7 protein-coding genes are annotated in these 16,669 nt (G+C 67.6%); 6 read left to right on the plus strand and 1 reads right to left on the minus strand.

The features are described 5' to 3' along the window. Window positions 1-30: 30 nt before the first annotated feature. Complete coding sequence (locus ACIRG9_RS26505) at window positions 31-2,751, plus strand: MGH1-like glycoside hydrolase domain-containing protein (protein ID WP_402861566.1); 2,721 nt, start codon at window positions 31-33, stop codon at window positions 2,749-2,751. Window positions 2,752-2,836: 85 nt separating this feature from the next. Next, window positions 2,837-3,535 carry an HAD family hydrolase gene (locus ACIRG9_RS26510; protein ID WP_402861338.1) on the plus strand — a complete coding sequence of 233 codons (699 nt, stop codon included), beginning with the start codon at window positions 2,837-2,839 and terminating at the stop codon, window positions 3,533-3,535. Here the strand turns inward: ACIRG9_RS26510 and ACIRG9_RS26515 are convergent. Further along, window positions 3,510-4,412 (minus strand): alpha/beta fold hydrolase, encoded by a 903-nt coding sequence (locus ACIRG9_RS26515; RefSeq protein WP_402861341.1) that lies wholly within the window; start codon window positions 4,410-4,412, stop codon window positions 3,510-3,512. The genes ACIRG9_RS26510 and ACIRG9_RS26515 overlap by 26 nt on opposite strands. A gap of 190 nt (window positions 4,413-4,602) precedes the next feature. Between ACIRG9_RS26515 and ACIRG9_RS26520 the strand changes: the two genes are divergently transcribed. From ACIRG9_RS26520 to ACIRG9_RS26535, 4 genes are all read left to right on the plus strand, one after another. Next, window positions 4,603-5,268, plus strand: a complete 666-nt coding sequence (locus tag ACIRG9_RS26520) for a TetR/AcrR family transcriptional regulator (RefSeq protein WP_402861344.1) — start codon at window positions 4,603-4,605, stop codon at window positions 5,266-5,268. A gap of 531 nt (window positions 5,269-5,799) precedes the next feature. Next, window positions 5,800-6,435, plus strand: coding sequence for a L,D-transpeptidase (locus tag ACIRG9_RS26525; protein ID WP_402861347.1), 636 nt, complete (start codon window positions 5,800-5,802; stop codon window positions 6,433-6,435). A gap of 33 nt (window positions 6,436-6,468) precedes the next feature. Beyond that, the gene (locus tag ACIRG9_RS26530) at window positions 6,469-7,404 is read left to right on the plus strand and encodes a rhomboid family intramembrane serine protease (RefSeq protein ID WP_402861349.1); all 936 of its coding nucleotides are present in this window, start codon (window positions 6,469-6,471) and stop codon (window positions 7,402-7,404) included. Between the two features lie 111 nt (window positions 7,405-7,515). Then, on the plus strand, window positions 7,516-16,611 hold the full coding sequence (locus ACIRG9_RS26535) for a DNRLRE domain-containing protein (protein ID WP_402861351.1): 9,096 nt from the start codon (window positions 7,516-7,518) through the stop codon (window positions 16,609-16,611). Window positions 16,612-16,669: the final 58 nt, after the last annotated feature.

The raw sequence follows: 16,669 nt of genomic DNA on the forward strand, positions 1-16,669 counted from the left end.
TGCGGCGAGGTGCTGCACGCCACGACGACAATGGCCACCGTGGTGAAGTACCCCGGCGGCGTCGAGAATGTGCAGGTGATCACTGACCGTGCGACCTCCGCGACTCCCGATCCCGAGCGGCACCGGCTCGCCCAGGCTGACGCCGGGGTGCGGGACTGGCGCGCATGGGGTCCCTATCTGTCCGAGCGGGCCTGGGGGACGGTACGGGAGGACTACAGCGAACACGGCACGGCCTGGGACTATTTTCCCCACGATCACGCGCGCTCGCGAGCGTACCGCTGGAACGAGGACGGCATGGCCGGCGTGTGCGACGACCGGCAGACGTTCTGTTTCGCCCTGGCGTTGTGGAACGGGCGGGACCCGATCCTCAAGGAGCGGATGTTCGGCCTCGGCGGCGACGGCGGCAACCACGGGGAGGACGTCAAGGAGTACTGGTGGTACGAGGACTCCACCCCGACCCACTCGTACCTGCGCTGGCGCTACCACTACCCGCAGGCCGCGTTCCCCTACGACGAGCTGGTCGCGGTGAACGCGTTGCGCGGCCGCGAGGACACCGAGTACGAACTGGTCGACACCGGGATCTTCGACGACGACCGGTACTGGGCGGTGACGGTCGACTACGCGAAGGCGTCCCCGACCGACCTGTGCATCCTGATCACGGTCGGCAACCGGGGGGACCGGGACGAGACCCTGCACGTGCTGCCCACCCTGTGGTTCCGCAACACGTGGTCGTGGGGGCTGCCCGGCGGTGACCGGGTGCCGGCGATCGTCGGCTCTGCGGCCGGTCCCGCCGCCGGCGCCCGGCTGGTCGGCGATCACTGGGTGCTCGGGCAGCTCCTGCTGGAGGGCGACGGGGAGCCCATCCCGCTGCTGTGCGACAACGACTCCAACGCCGAGCGGCTGTGGGGGCTGCCCGGGCGGTCGCCGTACCCGAAGGACGGGATCAACGACCACGTGGTGGCCGGCGCGGAAACCGTCAACCCGGACCTGGAGGGCACCAAGGGCGCCCTGCACTACGTGCTCGACGTGCCGGCCGGCGAGCAGCGACAGATCCGGCTGCGGCTGACCCGGACCGCCCCGCCGCCGGCGAGCGCACCGCCGCCCGGGGCGGATCTCGGTGACGACTTCGACAGCGTGCTGTGGGCGCGCCGCGCCGAGGCCAACCGCTTCTTCGACAGCGTCATCCCGGCCGGGGCCAGCGCCGATGAGGCCCTGGTGGCCCGGCAGGCGATCGCCGGGCTGATGTGGGGCAAGCAGTTCTACCACTTCGACGTCAAACGGTGGTTGGAGGGCGATCCGGGCTCCGCGCCGCCACCGGCCGGACGCCGGCACGGGCGCAACAGCGCCTGGTGGCACATGAGCAGCTTCGACGTGATCTCCATGCCCGACCCCTGGGAGTATCCCTGGTACGCGGCCTGGGACCTGGCCTTCCACTGCGTCACCATCGCCCGCGTCGATCCCGGCTTCGCCAAGGAGCAACTGCTGCTCCTGCTACGCGAGTGGTATCTGCACCCCAACGGGCAGATCCCGGCGTACGAGTGGGCGTTCGGGGACGTCAACCCGCCCGTGCACGCCTGGGCGGCGTTGAAGGTGTTCGAGATCGACGGCAGCCGGGACCACGAGTTCCTGGCCCGGGTGATGCACAAGCTGCTGCTGAACTTCACCTGGTGGGTCAACCGGAAGGACACCGGCGGCAACAACGTCTTCGAGGGCGGCTTCCTCGGGCTGGACAACGTCGGCCCGTTCGACCGCTCGGCCGCCCTGCCGGTCGCCGGGGTGCTCGAACAGTCCGACGGCACCGGCTGGATGGGCATGTACGCGCTGAACCTGCTCGACATGGCCATCGTGCTCGCCGAGCACGACCGGGCGTACGAGGACATCGCCACGAAGTTCTTCGAGCACTTCGCGTACATCGCCGCCGCCGCGTACGACCAGGGGCTCTGGGACGACGAGGACGCCTTCTTCTACGACGTGCTCCGGCTGGCCGACGGTACGAAGGTGCCACTGAAGGTCCGCTCGGTGGTGGGGCTGCTGCCGCTGGCGGCGACCACCCGGCTCACCGCGCGTACCCTGCACCGGCTGCCCGAGTTGGGCGCCCGGCTGCGCTGGTTCCTCACCAACCGCCCCGAGTACGCCGACGTGATCGGCGCTCGCCGCATCGGCCCCGACGGCCGCCAGCAGCGGCTGCTGTCCATGGTCGGGCCCGATCAGGTGGTCCGGCTGCTGGCCAGGATGCTCGACACCGACGAGTTCCTCTCCGAGTACGGCCTGCGTACGCTGTCCCGCGCCCACCTGGACAAGCCGTTCACGGTGACCCTCGGCGGTCAGGAGTTCAGCGTCGGCTACGAGCCGGCCGAGTCGACCAGCGGCCTGTTCGGCGGCAACTCGAACTGGCGCGGCCCGATCTGGATGCCGACCAACTTCCTGCTGGTCAGCGCGCTGCGCGACTACGCCGCCTTCTTCGGCGACGACCTGCAGGTGGAGTACCCGACCCGCTCCGGGCAGAAGCGGACCTTGGACGAGGTCGCCGACGACCTCTCCGCCCGGCTGATCGCGCTGTTCACCCGGGACGGCTGGGGCCGGCGCCCGATCTACGGCGCCTGCCAGCTCTTCCAGACCCATCCCGACTGGCGGGACCTGATCGCCTTCCCGGAGTACTTCCACGGCGACAACGGCGCCGGGCTCGGGGCGTGGCACCAGACCGGGTGGACCGCGCTGGTCGCCGACCTGATCCTGACCCTGCGCCGCTGAGCGGCCGCCGACGGAAAACCCGGATGTCCTGCCCGCCCGGCGGGCAGTAGCGTGTCCCGGTCCGCCACACGGAAAGGGTCACGCGATGCCACAGCGCCGCGAGGCAAAGGTGCTCGTCTTCGACGCCGACGACACGCTCTGGGAAAACAACGTGCTCTTCGAGCGGGTGATCGACGGCTTCCTCGACTGGCTGGACCACCCGACTCTGGACCGAGTGCAGATCCGGGCGGTGTTGGACGACATCGAGCGGGCCAACGCCGTGGCGCACGGTTACGGAAGCAAGGTCTTCCTGCGCAGCCTGGGGGAGTGCCTGGAGAAGCTGCGGCAGCGCCCGGCCACCGAGCGGGAGCGCGCGGAGATCGAGGGCCTCGCGGTGGCGTTGATCGGCCACCAGGTCGAGTTGATGCCCGGGGTCGCGAAGACCCTGGACGACCTCGCCACCCGGCACGAGCTGCTGCTGCTGACCAAGGGCGAGCGGGAGGAGCAGCAGCGCAAGCTCGACGCGTGCGGGCTGCTGCACCATTTCCGGGCCGCGCACATCGTGCCGGAGAAGGACGTGGACACCTACCGCTGGCTGGCCAGCGAGCACGCCTTCGACCCGGCGGGCGCGTGGATGATCGGCAACTCGCCGCGGTCGGACATCCTGCCCGCCCGCGCGGCAGGATTGAACGCGGTGTTCATCCCGAACGAGAACACCTGGGTGCTGGAGCACGACGAACTTGACCCGGGCGACACCGGGGTGATCCGGCTGGCCGCGTTCACCGACCTGCTCCAGCACTTCTGACCGGCCTGTCGACACCGTGCAGAGTGGGGCTCGCGACGTCGGAGGTGATGAATTCCACGGCCGCGTCGATCACTTGCGGTTGGCCCAGAATCCCGCGATGCCCGAGGTCGCGGGTGACGACGAGCCGAGCCCCGTGAGCGGCCGTGATCCGGTGGGCGTGCGCCAGCGGCACCCAGTCGTCACCTTCGTCGTGGATGACAAGGATGGGGATGTCGAGGCTGGCCGGCTGATAGGCCGAGGAGAATCGTTCCCAGATCTCCGTCTCGCGCGGGAACAGATCTTCCTCGATTCGGCGGCGTAGCTCCTGCTGCATCCGTGGGGAGAGGCCGAGTTGCCGGCTGAACTCGTCAACCAGGAATTCGAATTCGGCTACGCCGCTGATGGCCACCAGTCGCCCGGCCCCGACGCCGTTGCGGAGGGCGTGGAAGACGCACGGGACCCCGAAGGAATGGGCGACGATGGCCTCGAAGCGGCCGTAACGGGCCTGCAGCTGGCGGATCACTTCCTCGTACTCGAGGATCGTCATGGAGGTGCCGCCGGAATCCCCGTGTCCGGGGGCATCGAAGGTGACGGGGCTGAACCCCAGGTCCTGCAGCACGGGTACGAATCCCGCATACCGGGACCCGCGCGACTGCCAGCCGTGCACCATCAACACCGGCTTCGCGCCGTCGCCCCAGCGGTAGGTCGCCACATCCTTACCGTTGACAGAGATCCGTTCGGCGACGGCCGCGTCGTGCGTCTCGCGCTCGATGGTCCGTACCGTGCCGCGTCGCATCGGGCGGCGCCACAGCGCGAGGGCGGCCTTGCCGGCCGTCTGCGGGGCCAGCAGGGATACGGCGTTCAGGGCCGATCCGACGAGCGATACGGCGATCGTCATTTTCTTCCTCATCTGTGACCGAGGTGTGGGGGCGTCGGCGCGGGCCGACGGGGTGGTTCGCGAGCTGTGCCAGTGTTGATCATGGCCCATCATTTCCCGCACGAACGTTCGTGCTAGGTCGTGAACCTACCAGTCCTGCGGGCAGTTCGTGGAGTATCGTTACCGAACGTTCGTACGCGAAGGGGTGGGCATGACCGGGCGACCGCGAGACGAGCAGGCGCGGAATGTGATCCTGCGCAGGGCGGCGGACATCGCCTCACGCAACGGCTTGGAGGGCCTGTCCATCGGCGGGCTCTCCGGCGAACTGGGCCTGAGCAAGAGCGGACTGTTCGGCTACTTCGGCTCCAAGGAGGAGCTTCAGCTCGCCACCGTGCGAGCCGCCGCCCAGGTATTCATCACGGAGGTCGTCCAACCGGCGCTGAGCACCCCACCGGGGCTCGAGCGGGTGTGGCGGCTGTGCGAGAGCTGGTTGACCTACTCGCAGCGGCGAGTCTTCCCGGGCGGCTGCTTCTTCTTCACCGTCGCTGCCGAGTTCGAAGCTCGCCCCGGCCGAGTCCGGGACGCTGTTGCCGCCGCCGTCCTGGACTGGCGGCGCCTGGTTGCCCGCACCGTCGAAGACGCCCGCCAGCTCGGCCAGCTCATCGAGGTCGCCGACGCGGAGCAGCTCGCCTTCGAGCTGATCGCCTTCATGGAGACCGCCAACAGCGTCTCGCTACTCCATGACGAGGCAGTCGCCTACCTGCGGGCACGTACCGCCATCCAGGCGCGCCTACGCACCCTCGCCACCGACCACACCGCGCTGCCCTGGGCCTTGTCGTCCCCAGTCGGCGACGCACCGCGGACTGGGCGGCGGTGACCGTTCCGGCCAGGGCTCCGGACAGCGAGCCGCGACCAGGGGGCGCCGGCGTGATCCGGCTGGCCGCGTTCCTCGACCTGCCTCAGCACTTCTGACCGGACGGGCGTTGATCACCTTGCGGAGAAAACAGCGTCCGGCGCGCTGACCCTGTTACGCCGACATGCCGGATTTTGGCATTGGCATCAATCACATTCTGCCGGGCGGTGCAGAGCTTGTTCGAGCTGCGGCGAGCTGCCTAACCTGAGCCCGCGTTCACGGCTTGTCGGGGTGAGCCGGGGACGCGCAGAGTCCGGTAGTTGGGCACCGTGGAGCTGAGTGCACGCGGACCGGCTCGCCGTGCTGAGCTCGGCGTGAGCGACGTGCCACGCCCGCCGTGCTCGCGACGCCGGGTCCGCTACCACACCGGACGGCAGAGTCAGGGCCGGGGAGTTGCGGCCCCGGTCCTGACCCGCTCCGCCGGTCCGGGCCCGCCCTGCCCGGCCGCCGCTCGCGGCATGTCGCGGTCCCCGGCCACGTGCGAGGATCTTCCGCGTGAACCCGACCAGCGTCCAGCTGACCACCCTGCCGCCGGGCGCGCGGCAGGCCGTCGTCGTCACCGGGGACGGCTACCGCACCACCCACGCCACCCTGCGGGCGTACGCGAAGGTCGACGACGGCTGGAGCCCGCTCGGTCCGTCCCGGCCGGCGCGGATCGGCGCCGACGGGTTCAGCGATCACCACGTCGAGGGCGTGCCGACCACGCCCACCGGCGTCTACGCCATCGGCCCGATGATGTACGGCATCGCCGCGGACCCGGGCGTCCGCTACCCGTACCACCGGGTGGCCGCCGACGAGTGGTGGAACGCCGACCCCGCCTCCCCGCACTACAACAGCTTCCAGCGGTCGGCCACGAACCCGGGCGGGCACAGCGAGGCGCTCTGGCGGGAGGACCCGGCCTACACGCACTTCGCGGTGATCACGTACAACATGCCACCGACGGTCGGAGCGCCGGTGCCCGACGCGGGCAGCGGCATCTTCCTGCACGAGTTCAGCAAGGTCGACGGCAACGCCACTGCCGGTTGCGTGAGCCTGTCGCACGAGCACCTGGTCGAGGTGCTGACCTGGCTTGACCCGGACGCGTCGCCGCACGTCGTCCTGACGCCCGTCCAGCACCTCGATCGCTACTGACCAGCCCACCGAGACCCAGGACCGGACACCCCCATGGAACCGATCAGCACCGGCGAGCCGCCGGCCGACGAGGCGGCCACCACCACCTGCTACCGGCACCCCCGCCGGGAAACCCTGCTGCGCTGCACCCGCTGCGACCGCCACATCTGCCCCGACTGCATGCGCGAGGCACCGGTGGGGCACCGGTGCCCGGAGTGCGTACGCGAGGACAACCGCACCGTCCGTCAGGCCCGTACGGTGTTCGGCGGCCGTCCGGTCAACCGGCCGCTGGTGACGTACCTGCTGATCGGGCTGATCGTGCTGGCCTACCTGGTCGAGCTGGCCCACCCGGCGATCATGGACCGGTTCGACGGGCTCGGCAGCGGGCTCGTCGACGGCAGCGGCCAGCGGTACCTCGACGACGGCACCGCGTATCCGGGATACACGCCGATCGGCATCGCGCACGGCGAGTGGTACCGGCTGATCACCTCGACCTTCCTGCACCTGCTGCCCACCCAGGGCACGTTCGGCATCCTGCACATCGTCTTCAATCTGTACTGGATCTGGCTGCTCGGCCGGTTCATCGAGGACAGTCTGGGCCACCTGCGCTACCTCGCCGTCTACCTGCTCGCCGCGCTCGGCGGGTCGGTGCTGGCCTTCCTCGTCGACCCGTACCAGTCGGTCGTGGGCGCCTCGGGTGCCGGCTACGGGCTGGTCGGCTGCTACCTCGTCCTCACCCGACGCCTGCACCACCACCCGATCGACCGCAACCGCTTGTTGATCTCGTTCGTCCTCTGGATGGTCCTCACCGCGGGCTGGACCTCGTGGGAGGGGCACCTGGGCGGCCTGCTCACCGGCGGCGCCGTCGCGGTCGGCATGGCGTACGCGCCGGCGAAGCGGCGGACCGCGGTGCAGGTGGCGGTGGCGGTCGGGCTCGCTGCGCTGCTCGTCGCGCTGGTCGTGGTGAAGTCGCTCGACCTCAGCGGCTGACTCCTGGCACTGCCGGAGCGTGCCGGGGAGTAGCTGAGAGATAGCCCGGCGTGTATCGATTGTTCCTAGCCTCTACCCGTCCTGTCAGCAGAGTTGACCGGAGGGTAACGGGTGAGGAGATCATCACGAGGTCCCCTGATCGGGGGCCTGGCGCTGGCCATGGTGGCCACGCTGGGCGGGGCGGCGGTCCTACCGGACCGCAACCCCGCCGCAAACGGCCAGGCCGCAGAGAGCGCGAAGGACGACCGCGGGCTGCTGAACCGCCTCGGTGACGCGGCGCGCGGCCTGGTCGACGGGGGCAGCCACCGGGCGAAGCCCGAGGTGGTCAGCGCCGGGCTGTTCCGGAACGAGAAGCCCCTTGCCGGCCAGAAGTGGCCGGCGCAGAAGCGGGTCAAGGAGCTGCCCGGCAAGCGCACCGAGAACAGCACGGTCCATCAGCTGTCGGACGGGCGGTTGCAGGCGGAGATCTCCGCGGTGCCGCTGCACTACCGGGACGGCAAGGGCAACTGGCGGCCCATCGACACCGCGGTCCGGGCGGTCAACGAGCGCGGATACGTACAGGGCAACCGGAGCAACAGCTTCAGCAGCCTGTTCGGGGAAAGCTCCGACGAGTTGGTCCGCTTCGAGCGGGACGGGCGCAGCATCGAGCTGGGCCTGGCGGGCACGTCGAAGGCGGTCACGCCGAAGGTGTCCGGGTCGACGGTGACCTACCCGGGTGTGGCCGGTGGCGCGGACGTGGTCTACGACGTGAGCAGCAGCGCGCTCAAGGAGCAGATCGTCCTGCGTAAGGCGCCGGCCGGTGCGGTGTCGTACACGTTCACCCTCGACACCGCGGGCCTGACCGCACAGCAGCGCAAGGACGGCTCGATCGCGTTCCTCGGCCGGGACGGCGGCGCGCCGGTGTTCGTGATGCCGGCGCCGTTCATGTTCGACAGCAAGGACGACGCGTCCTCGCCGCACGGCAAGGTGTGGAGCGACAAGGTCACCCAGAAGCTGTCCCAGTCCGGCGGCACGTCAACCGTCACCATCACCGCCGACGCCGGCTGGCTGGCCGACAAGGCCCGGGTCTACCCGGTGGTGATCGACCCGACGATCAAGCTGCAGCCGGTGCCGACCGACGCGCAGAACGTCACGATCTACTCCGGCGCCCCCACCACCAACTACAGCGACAGCTACCAGCTGAAGGTCGGCACGGACGCCGCGAACTCGTACCGGTCGCTGGTCAAGTTCGACGTCGGCTCGATACCGCGGAACACGCCGATCGACGACGCGCAGCTGCAGATGTACTACTCGCAGAGCCACTACGCCTGGGGCTTCGACGTGGCCATGGAGGCCCGGCGGATCACCAAGCCGTGGACCGAGAGCGCCGCGACCTGGGAAAACACGAGCACCAACATGGCCGATCAGCCGGCCGGCAACATGGTCACCCAGGACGACGGCGATGCCGGCACGTCGGTGGTCGGTACCTGGTCGTACTCGGGCAACGCCGACCTGACCCCGCTGGCCGTCAACGGCGACTACCGCTACAACAACGACGCCACGACCGGGCACACCCACACCTGGGTGCCGACCCTCACCGAGGCGGGCAACTACCAGGTCGAGGTGCACTTCGTCACGGAGGCCGACCGGCCGACGAACGCGCCCTACACGGTCTACTACAACGGCGGGTCGAAGACCTACAACGTCGACCAGACCGGCAGCGGGCTCGGCGAGTGGAAGACCCTCGGCGTGCACCCGTTCGCGGCGGGCACCACCGGCAAGGTCGTCCTCGGCGACGTCGCCAACAAGTCGGTCATCGCCGACGCGGTGCGGTTCACCAAGTGGGGTGCGGCCACCAAGAAGAGGGCCGTCACCAACGAGTGGAGCTCGTTCCCGGTCCGCAACGTGGTGCAGGACTGGGTCAACGGCACCGCGAACCACGGGTTCATGGTCAAGGCGGTCGACGAAGGCAAGAAGGGGCGCGGCGGTCCGATCTTCGAGGGCTCCGAGTACGCCTACAACAACGCCCGCCGGGACTACAACCTGCCGAAGCTGGTCATCACCTACGGGCGGCCGGGCGTGGCGGTCAACCCGCCCACCACGCTCACCTCCACGGGCGCCGTGCTGGACTGGCCGGCGTACGTGGACCCGTCTTCGAACTCGACGGACGACGCGGTCGAGTACCAGGTGCACCGCAGTATCTACCAGAGCTTCACCCCGTCGGCGGCGACCCTGATCGCGCCGGTGTCCACGAGCACCCTCACGTACCAGGACACCACGGCGATCCCGACGGCGGCGGACAACACCGATCCACTGGCCCGGAAGTTCTACTACTACATGGTCGCGGTGAAGACCCGCGACGGGCAGCTCATCGCCGGCCCCACCCAGTCGGCGATCCTGCCGAAGGCCGGCCAGATCACCCGGATCTACCGCACCGACATCACGGACACCACGCTCTCCCAGGCCCGCCCGACGGAGAACGTGGACGTCTACGACACCGAACCTTTCGTCAGTCCGGGCAACAACTCGACGTACTACGGCGACACCCGCGGCCTGGTGAAGTTCCCGGCGCTGGCCGGCATCCCGACCGACGCCAAAGTCGTCGACGCCGAGCTGCGGATGTACAACGCCGAGCTCTTCCCGGGCACGGACACCGACGAGTACGTCGACGTCTACAAGCTGACCAAGAACTTCACCGAGACCAAGGCGACCTGGAACAGCTACGACGGGACCAACGCCTGGACCTCCCCGGGTGGTGACTACGACACCTCCTGGAAGGCCAGCAACAACGGGTTCACCAACGACCCGAAGTGGATCGCCTGGGACGTGACCCCGGCCGCCGACGGTTGGGTGAAGAACTCGGCGAGCAACTTCGGTCTGCTGCTGCGGCAGCGGGACGAGGTGAACCAGACCGCGCGGGCGATGCTGCTGTCGTCCGAGGCGCAGGAGCCGATGCTGCGCCCGACGCTGGAGGTCACCTACCTGGAGCAGACCGCGGAGTCGACGTACTACGCGGCCTCGACGCCAGCCCTGACCACGCCGAACTCCACGTACACGGTGCCGGTGACGCTGTCGAACCCGACCCTGGCGGCGTGGAACCCGTCCGACTGGGAGTTGGCGTACGACTGGAAGCGGGCCGACGGTGTCACCGACGCCGCGGACGCGAGCTACGAGCTGAAGACCGCGCTGCCGAAGAGCGTGCCGGCCGGTGGCACGCTCGACGTGGCGGCGCAGGTGAAGACCCCGCCGTCGTCGACGGACGGGAACCAGCGCACCGACTACGTGCTGCAGTGGGACCTGCACAACAAGGTGACCGGCAAGAAGCTGTCGGAGACCACGCCGATCCAACCGCTGCCGCAGAACGTGGCAGTGGAGGAGCCGACCTCCGACCAGCTGGGCCTGGAGAAGTTCTACTCGTACGCGGGGAAGAACACCGGTGCCGGCGGCACGTTGATGAACAACCTCTACTCCGGCAACACGGTCTGGTCGTACAACGCGCTCAACAACCCCTCTCGGGGCCTGTCCACGTTTGTCCGCCTGGCCTACAACTCCCTCGACACGTCCGACACGGTCGCGGGCTACGGCTGGTCGCTGCAGGCGTCGTCGATGATGCGCCTCGGTGCCCCGCTGGACTTCCACCCGAACCCGAACCCCACCAAGGTCACGCTGACCGACGGTGACGGCACCAGCCACTGGTTCACCTGGGACGCCGCCGCGAACGAGTGGAAGAGCCCCAAGGGTGTGCACCTCTATCTGCAGAAGCACCCCAGCGTGAACTGCAAGCCCAACACGGACGAGCCGAAGGCGTGGACGCTCACCCGGCCGGACCGTACGCAGTTCTTCTACGACTGCGAGGGCTTCCTGTCGAGCATCGTGGACAACAACGGCAACGAGATGCTCTTCACCTACGAGGAGCGCAAGTCCAACAACGCTCCGACCAAGTTCCTGAAGTACATCACCGACCCGACCGGTCGGAAGACCCTGACCATCGACTACTACGTCAAGGGCCAGGACTACGACTACATCGACGACACCACCTGGACCCGCAAGTCGGCGACCAAGCTGACCAACCCGAAGATCATCGATCACATCTCGCAGATCACCGACATCTCGGGACGCAAGCTCACCCTCACCTACACGGACAAGGGTCTGCTCGGTGAGCTGGTTGACGGCGCCGGCTCCACCAACGGCGCGCCGAAGACGTTCAAGTTCGCCTACGACATGACGCAGGGCAACAAGAACGTCAAGCTGGTCAAGACCACCGACCCGCGGGGCAACGCCACCAACCTGGTCTACAACTACCCCAAGACCGGCGACGACCCGAAGTTCCACTGGACCACCAAGTCCTACACCGACCGGCTCGACCAGCTGACCCAGTTCGACTACGTCGACCCGGACGGCCCGCAGGGCAGCAACATCAACGCCACGGTCACCGACGCCGAGAACCACGCCACCCAGTACCTGCTGGACGGCTACGGCCGGGCGTACCAGACCACCAACGCCAAGAACGAGACCACCAAGCTCGGCTGGGACGACGACCACAACGTCATCCGGCTGGAGGAGGCCAACGGCGCGGTCTCGACCTGGGCGTACGACCCGAAGACCGGCTACCCGACGCTGGTCAGGGACGCCGAGGCGGTCCGCAACGGCTGGCCGGGCACGGTGCTGACCTACCAACGCCAGCTCAACGGGTACGTGGCTGAGGTGGTCAGCAAGACCAGCTCGGAGGGGCGCAAGTGGACCTTCACGTACACGGCCGAGGGTGACGTCGAGACGGTCACCGACCCGGTGGGCAACACCACGGCGACCGATGGCGACTACACGAGCCGGAACACCTACGACGACTGGGGCCAGCTCGTCGCCACCAAGGACGCCAACGGCAACACCACGGAGTACCTCGACTTCCACGCCAGCGGCTACCCGACGAAGATCAAGGACGCCGGCAACGGGCTCTCGTACTTCACGTACGACGACCGGGGCAACGTCCTTGAGGTCAAGAACGGCAAGGAAGCCAAGGTCACCCAGGCATACGACAGCTTCGGGCGACCCACCACCAAGGTGGAGCCGATGGACGCGGCCAAGAACCGCTACATCACCACCAAGGCTCCGGTCTACGACCCGAACGACAACATCACCACGGCGTACGCGGCCAACGGTGCGGTGTCGACCTCGGTCTACGACGAGGCCGACCAGGTGACCGAGACGCTCGCGCCGAAGGACGAGCCGACGGACCCGGACCGCAGGACCACCACGACGTACGACAAGGTCGGCAACGTTGTCACGGTCACGGAGCCGCAGGGCAACCTGACCTCCGAGGTGGGCGACTACACCACGACCACCAAGTACGACGCGATCTACCAGCCGATCGAGGTCACCAACGGCCTCGGCCAGAAGGTGAAGTCGGAGTACGACAACGTCGGCAACGTCACGGTGTTGTACGACGCGAAGAAGACCGCCAGCGCGGCGGACGACTTCACGTCCAAGTTCGAGTACGACTGGAACCACCGGGTCGTGAAGACCATCGACGCGCTCGGCAAGTTCACCACCGCGCGGTACGACAAGGACGGGCTGACCCTCGGGTCCACCGACGCCGAGGGCAACGAGTCGCTGACGAAGTACGACGACCGTGGCGCGCTGATCGAGTCGAGGGTGCCGCACACCAAGGACGGTGCCGGCAACATCACCTACCGCACCACCAGGTACGAGTACGACCAGGTCGGCAACCAGACGAAGGCGATCACGCCGCGTGGCGTGAACACGCCGGAGGACGCCGACGACTTCTCCGTGGTGACCGTCTACGACGCGCTCAACCGCAAGAAGGAGGAGTGGTCGTCCTACGACAAGGACGACAGCCGCTACAACACCCCCGACAAGACCTTCTACACCTACGACGACATCGGCAACCTGACGAAGGTCAGCGCACCCCCGTCCGAGGGGCAGGCGGTCCGCAACGACACCGAGTACACCTACTACGACAACGGGTGGACCAAGACGTCCACCGACCCGTGGAACATCGTCAACTCGTACGACTACAACGACCTGGGCCAGCAGACCAAGAACACGCTGACCTCGGCCGGCGGGTCCGTCACCCGGACGATGACCTGGGACTACTACCAGTCCGGCAACGAGAGGGGACGCTCGGAGGACGGCCTGCCGGTCGGCAAGGACGTGATCCTGGTCGACAACTCCGACTCCAACAACACCGCGAGCCAGGGCACCTGGAGCAACGGCGGTGCGGCCGGGCAGTGGGGCTACGACGTGGCCACCGCCCCGGCGGGCAGCGGCTCGGCCCAGTTCAACTGGCAGCTGAACGTCCCCCGCGACGGCAACTACGAGGTGTTCGTCCGGCACCCGCAGGTCAGCGGCGCCGCGACGGACGCGAAGTTCACCATCACCCACAACGGTGGCAGCGTCACCAAGACGGTGAACCAGACCCAGAACACCGGCACCTGGATCAGTCTGGGCAGCTACTCCTTCGCCGAGGACGGCATCCAGAAGATCACCGTCACCGACCAGGCGACGGGCAAGGTGCTCGCCGACGCGGTCAAGCTGGTGCGGGACAACGCCGCCGAGGTCGACAACGAGAAGAAGGAGTTCACCTACCGGTACAACCCGAACGGGTTGCTGGTCGAGGTCAAGGACCTCAGCCCGGGCGCGAAGATGAGCCGGTACGACATCGCCTACGACCAGCTCAACCAGATCTCCACCGTCAAGGAGTTCACCGGCGTCACCGACTCGACGCCGAAGAACACCACGGCGCTGACGTACGACGACAACGGCAACCCGCTCACCTCGACCCACGACCTGACCTGGTCGAAGATCGAGTACGACGAGCGGGACATGGTCGCCAAGGTGACCAACGCCGATTCGCCGACGGCGGGCAACCAGCAGATCTCGACGTTCACGTACACCGCCCGCGGGCAGCTGCTCAAGCAGATCAAGCCCAACGGCAACACCGTGGACTTCGAGTACTACCTCGACGGCGCCACCAGGCACCAGTTGGAGAAGACCTCCGGCGGCGCCACGGTCGCGGAGCACACGTTGGAGTACCAGGCCAACGGGCACCCGTCGCGGGACGTGCTCAAGTTGATGAACGCCGACAACTCGTCGGACTACATCGACAACACCTACACCTTCACCTACGACCCGCAGGACCGGATCAGCCGGCTCGACAAGACCGGCGACAGCAGCTCGACGGAGACGTACGTCTACGACGCCAACGGCAACACGGTGTCGCAGACCGTCGAGGGCGTGACCAGCACCAGCAAGTTCGACCGGAACCGGCTGCACTCCACCACCACGGCTGGGGTGACGTCGACGTACAACTACGACCCGCTGGGTCGGCTCGACACGGTGTCGGTCGGCGGTGAGCGGGCGCAGAAGTACTACTACGACGGCTTCGACCGCACGGCGAAGACCACCGCCGGTGTCGGCGCGAACGCGAAGTCGACGACCTACGTGTACGACCCGTTCGACCGGACGGTGTCGCAGACGACGGCCGGTAAGACGACGCTGTTCACGTACCTGGGGATGGACAACCAGGTGCTGCGTGAGGAGGTCGCCGGTAAGGCGACCAAGTCGTACCAGTACGCGCCGTGGGGTCAGCAGTTGACCCAGATCAAGCACAAGGATGACGGCAGCCGGGAGTACTCGCAGTTCATCTACCGGCCGCGTGGTGACGTCATCGGCATCACGAAGGAGAACGGCAACACCCGCGCGACGTACGGGTACACGGCGTACGGCAAGGACGACGAGTCGCAGTTCACGGGTGTGGACAAGCCGGGCGCGGCGTCGGAGGGCGAGGAGCCGTACAACGCGTTCCGGTTCAACGCCTCCCGCTGGGACGCGGGCTCGGGCACGTACGACATGGGGTTCCGTAACTACGACCCCGGCCTGAACCGGTTCCTGACGCGGGACTCCTACGGCGGTGCCCTGGCCGACATGGGTCTGGCGATGGACCCGTTCACCGGTAACCGGTACGCGTTCGCCGGCGGTAACCCGATCAGCTTCATCGAGCTGGACGGGCACCTGTTCGGGATGTCGTGGTCGGACATCGGCCACGCCGCCCTGGACGTCGCCGGCATGGTGCCGGTGATCGGTGAGGTCGCCGACGTCGCCAACGGCATCTGGTACCTCGCCGAAGGCAACTACGTCGACGCGGCGATGTCCATGGCCTCGGCGATCCCCCTGGCAGGGAACGCGGTGGCCGCGGCGAAGCTGGCCAAGACGGGTAAGAAGATCGCCGACGGCATCGACACCGCCCGAGACATCGAGAAGGCAGCCGAAAACGCCAAGAGCATCGAGAAGAGCGTGGCGGCCGGGACCGATGCCACCAAGGCACCGACCACTTCACCGAAGCCGAAGACCGACAACCCGACGGCTCCGAAGCAGAACACGCCGGAGGACTCCTGCCTCATCAAGCCAAACAGCTTCGTTCCTGGAACAAAGGTCGTGATGGCCGATGGCAGCGCTAAGGAGATCGAGCAGCTGAAGGTGGGCGACGGCGTTCTGGCCACCGATGTCGAGTCCGGCGAGAATCAGCTCCGGACCGTCACCGACGTACGAAGCGTCGAAGGCCTGAAGACCTTCATCACCTTCACGGTCGACGTCGATGGTGAGGCCGGCACGAAGACCGGCAGTATCACCTCGACCGACGCTCACCTGGTCTGGCTTCCCGACACTGGCGTCTGGGCCAAGGCTGGGCAGCTCAAGCCCGGCATGTGGCTGCAAACCGCTGCCGGTGATTGGGTCCAAGTCACCGCAATCAAGCGCACGGTCAAGCGCGAGCGGGTCCACAACCTCACCGTTGACGGCGTCCACAGCTACTATGTGGTCGCCAACGACACTCCACTGCTGGTCCACAACTGCGGAGGTACGGTAGGCGGGCACAAGACCAGCTGCACGTGTGCCACCGGTGGCGCGCCCGTAGGCCCGAGGAACGCGCATCTTGCCGGCGGCACTCACCCCAAGACGAATGTTCCTTTCGATTCTCAGGGCTTCCCAGACTTCTCGGCGCACAAGGATCCAAGTGTTCCGGATGTTTTCATCACGCTGACCGGTGATTCGAAGAAGGACTTCAGACTTGCGGATCAAGCCGCAGGTATCACAGAGGCATACAGGAAGGGCACGTGGACGTGGCACCATCATCAGGACTGCGGGCGGATGCAACTGGTTAATATGGCCATACATGCCAAGACCGGTCATACCGGCGGTGCCTCGATATGCTGAAAGTTGTGGCCTGAAATGACTCCCCCATTCGAAGAAGGTCCGTCCCCCTGGATTGGAC

The organism is Micromonospora sp. NPDC093277 (assembly GCF_044765245.1).
Taxonomy (GTDB): domain Bacteria; phylum Actinomycetota; class Actinomycetes; order Mycobacteriales; family Micromonosporaceae; genus Micromonospora.